Source organism: Lysinibacillus antri, from assembly GCF_003977595.1.
Classification (GTDB): domain Bacteria; phylum Bacillota; class Bacilli; order Bacillales_A; family Planococcaceae; genus Ureibacillus; species Ureibacillus antri.
In genome coordinates this window covers 1-505 of record NZ_RYYR01000092.1, presented here as the reverse complement: position 1 = coordinate 505, position 505 = coordinate 1, and the positions used below count along the sequence as shown (strand labels likewise).

Sequence of the window (505 nt, the reverse complement as noted above, 5' to 3'; positions counted from 1 at the left end):
CCGGAGTGTTAGGTAAACAGGCCTCTGCAGATGAAGATTCATTTGCGACAGGTTTATTGGATTGTCCGCATTACACTCGCCCGGAAATGTTAGACGGTATTCCTGTTCCCGAAGTGCTGATGTCGGGTCATCACGAAAATATTCGTAAATGGCGATTAGAACAATCGCTTGAACGTACGTGGTTAAGACGCCCTGAGCTATTGGATAGCCTAGCTCTGACTGACGAACAACGCGTGTTGTTGGCTAAAATTAAGAAACAACACAAAATCAGTTAATTCTAGGATTTAGAAGGTTTTTAAAATGAGTAACATCATCAAACAAATCGAACAAGAACAGTTAAAACAAAACGTACCTAGCTTCCGTCCGGGTGACACATTAGAAGTTAAGGTATGGGTAGTAGAAGGTAGTAAAAGACGTTTGCAAGCGTTCGAAGGCGTGGTTATTGCAATTCGTAACCGTGGCTTGCATTCTGCATTCACTCTACGTAAAGTATCAAACGGCGTAG

At 42.6% G+C, this 505-nt stretch carries 2 protein-coding genes; both read left to right on the top strand.

The features are described from left to right. Positions 1-275, top strand: a 275-nt coding sequence (locus tag EK386_RS20805) for an RNA methyltransferase (protein ID WP_500683802.1), incomplete at its 5' end; no start/stop codon positions are given. Between the two features lie 25 nt (positions 276-300). After that, positions 301-505, top strand: a 205-nt coding sequence (locus tag EK386_RS20800) for a 50S ribosomal protein L19 (protein ID WP_126660873.1), incomplete at its 3' end; no start/stop codon positions are given.